This is a genomic window from bacterium (assembly GCA_030652805.1).
Classification (GTDB): domain Bacteria; phylum JAHJDO01; class JAHJDO01; order JAHJDO01; family JAHJDO01; genus JAHJDO01.
Genome location: JAUSPT010000094.1, coordinates 1 through 2955, shown reverse-complemented (window position 1 = coordinate 2955; position 2955 = coordinate 1). Strand labels below are relative to the sequence as shown.

Annotated in this window: 4 protein-coding genes; all 4 read left to right on the top strand. The window is 35.3% G+C overall.

What is annotated here, in order from left to right; genetic code table 11:
* Positions 1–221 precede the first annotated feature (221 nt).
* From rpmH to yidC, 4 genes are read left to right on the top strand one after another with little or no spacing between them, the layout of a single operon-like run.
* Positions 222–359, top strand: coding sequence for a 50S ribosomal protein L34 (gene rpmH / locus Q7J67_09245; GenBank protein ID MDO9465465.1), 138 nt, complete (start codon positions 222–224; stop codon positions 357–359).
* Between the two features lie 24 nt (positions 360–383).
* Positions 384–746 (top strand): ribonuclease P protein component, encoded by a 363-nt coding sequence (gene rnpA, locus Q7J67_09240; GenBank protein ID MDO9465464.1) that lies wholly within the window; start codon positions 384–386, stop codon positions 744–746.
* 5 nt (positions 747–751) lie between these two features.
* The gene (gene yidD / locus Q7J67_09235) at positions 752–964 is read left to right on the top strand and encodes a membrane protein insertion efficiency factor YidD (protein MDO9465463.1); all 213 of its coding nucleotides are present in this window, start codon (positions 752–754) and stop codon (positions 962–964) included.
* Between the two features lie 8 nt (positions 965–972).
* Complete coding sequence (gene yidC, locus Q7J67_09230) at positions 973–2811, top strand: membrane protein insertase YidC (protein ID MDO9465462.1); 1839 nt, start codon at positions 973–975, stop codon at positions 2809–2811.
* Positions 2812–2955: the final 144 nt, after the last annotated feature.

Sequence of the window (2955 nt, the reverse complement as noted above, 5' to 3'; positions counted from 1 at the left end):
AGCTGTAACAAATTGGCTGATTGAGTACAATTTTAATCGCCCTCATCAAGCGCTTGATTATTTAACACCCATGAGATATATTGAGAATCACAATGAGAATCTTAAACAAAAAGTGTTACCTATGTGCCCAGCCAGCACATCTGCTTGACAGGTTAGAAGGCGTTCTGTATAATCAGAATTCATTTTTAAAATGATAAGCATTTATGAAAGTGTAAATTATTATGTCTAAAAGAACGTATCAGCCGTCTAATTTAAGTAGAAATAGAGCACTGGGTTTTCGTAAGAGAAGTTCTACTAAAAATGGAAGATTGGTTTTAAAAAGAAGAAGACGTAAAGGTAGAGCAAGACTGACTGTATAAGGAATATTAGGATACTTCCTGCCTGTGAAAATTTTTTCTTTTTCAAGAGACGAAAAGCTTAAGAAATATAATCAGATCAAGCTTGTGTTTACAAATGGTAAAAGGCATCGTGGAGCATTCGCTAATCTTTATGTAAGAACAAATGATGCATCAAGAACCAGGTTGGGAATTGTTGTGCGAGTGCCAAAAGCCTTCAAAGGTAGAGCTGTACAAAGAAACAGGATTAAGAGATTAGTAAGGGAGTTCTATAGGCTGAATAAACACACCATAGTTAAAGGGATTGATCTCGTTTTCGAAGTGTTTCTCTCGTCTGCTGCATGCAGACACGATGATATTAAGACAAACGCTTTTAATCTGTGTAAAAAAGCAGGAATATTGCAGGCTTAATGAACATGTTGAATAAACCAGCTGTTTCCATTATACGATTTTACCAAAACTATATTTCACCTATGAAGCAGTCTACATGCAGATTTTTCCCAACATGTTCAGAATATACAAAACTTGCCATATTAAAATATGGATTTTTTAAGGGATGTGTGTTAGGTTTTCTTCGTTTGGTTAAATGTCATCCTTTTCATGCAGGCGGGAATGATCCACTAGTATAGGAGTGTTTATGGACAGAAGAACATTAATGGCGATTGTGTTGTCTCTTTCAGTATTTCTAATATTTAACCATTATTATAGTTCCAAATTGCCAAAGAAACCGGTTGAAGAGAATATCTCTTCTCGAGCTGTCCCAGTTAGAACTGTTCCAGTTAGAGTTGGAAAGGAAAAGCAGGAAGAATATGTGTATAAAGAGGAAGAAAAAAAGCCTTTAGTCAAGGAGAAAGAAGTCATTGTTGAAACAGATTTAGTAAAAATTGTTTTAGGAGGCTCTTCCGGGACAATTAAAAGTTATAAAATAAAGGAATATAAGGAAGCTGAAGTAAAACAAAATGCAATTGCGCTGAATAATCAAAGAATAAAACAACTCTCTGGGCAGCTTGCCAAAGCTACCTCAGAAGAGCAAAGGGAGCGCCTTTCGTATCAAAAAGAAGAGGCAGAGTATATTAATGCCAGATTAATATCAAGGGAAAGACAGGGGGAGCTAAAAACACCGCAAGATATTGAACTTGTGTCATTTGCAAATTATTATACTCAAACCTATCCTCTCCAGACGTACTTTCAAGCAAAAGGAGAAATGTCTGTTATTAATAATTTTAAATGTGATAGTACGAGGCTTTTACTCTCTAAGGGGAAGCTGGAAGGCTATGTTAGATTTGTTTCTCATCTAAAAGACGGCTCAACTATAATTAAAAAGATTCTATTTAGAAATGATGGTTATCTTATTGGTGTAAATCTGGAATTGATAAATAATACAGATAAGAATATTGAACAAACTAGTTTTTTAATTAGCACAGGCACAGGTCTCAGGCTAATGGAGGAACAAAGTTCTGGTAGAGGAGGAGGAGTCGGATTACAATCTGTATCTTATATAAATGATAAGGTGATAAAAAAGCCGTTTAGCCGCGGAGAGAAAGACAAAGATGTAACGCAATCGTATATTGGCAGAATATGGTGGACTGCATTATCCACAAAATATTTCCTGAATGCCTTAATCCCAGTAGAACCCGCATCAAAAGTTGTTATTAAGAAAAACAAATTAAATGTATTACAAAACTGTGTGGAAGCAGTTATTCCAGATGTTAGGCCTAATCAAAGTTTTTCTTACAGTATTAACTGCTATTTGGGTCCGAAGGATGTGGATAGACTGGCAAAACAAGAAGTTAATTTAGAAGCGCTTGCTGACTTTGGTTTTTTTGGAAATCTTTTCAGAATAGTTCATATTCTAAAGTTCTTACACAAAATTACAGGGAACTATGGAGTGGCAATTATTTTATTAACAATCCTGATGAGTATAGTTCTATTTCCACTCACAATAAAAAGCCATAAGTCAATGAGAGCCATGCAAGAACTTCAACCGCAAATCAGTGCGTTGAAGAATAAGTATAAGGATAATGCCCAAAAAATAAATAAAGAGACAATGGCACTATACAAAAAAAACAAGGTCAATCCACTTGGCGGGTGTTTGCCAATGATGTTACAAATGCCTCTTTTTTTCGCGCTTTTTACAACTTTAAGAAATGCCATAGAGTTAAAAGGAACCTGTTTTATTCCCGGATGGATTCCAGATCTATCTTTACCTGACACAGTATTTTACTTAGGAGCATTAATGGATAAACCGGGAATGTATCCTTTAAATATTCTGCCTATTTTAATGAGTATAACAACAGTCCTTCAGCAAAAGTTTACCACTCAGTCTGCGGATCCAAAACAGGCAAAGATGATGCTTTTTATGCCCGTGTTTATGCTGTTCATTTTTTATAATTTCCCTTCCGGATTGGTTCTATACTGGTTAACCAACAATATCCTCAGCATTGCGCAACAAGTCTTGATTCGTAAGAAACATTAATAGTCTGTAATACACAAATGATAATGTCCTATTTGGCACATTTAGAAATGTCCTAATTTAAAGAGGCTATAATACCCGATTTAATAGGAGGGTATTATGGCAGAAAGGGATATTATCATGGCAAGTCAAAGAGAGCTAAAGCGG

Excerpts from the sequence above, each read along its gene's own strand:
- rpmH (MDO9465465.1), top strand. The coding sequence starts at position 222 with ATGTCTAAAAGAACGTATCAGCCGTCTAATTTAAGTAGAAATAGAGCA.
- yidD (MDO9465463.1), top strand. The coding sequence starts at position 752 with ATGTTGAATAAACCAGCTGTTTCCATTATACGATTTTACCAAAACTAT.
- yidC (MDO9465462.1), top strand. The coding sequence starts at position 973 with ATGGACAGAAGAACATTAATGGCGATTGTGTTGTCTCTTTCAGTATTT.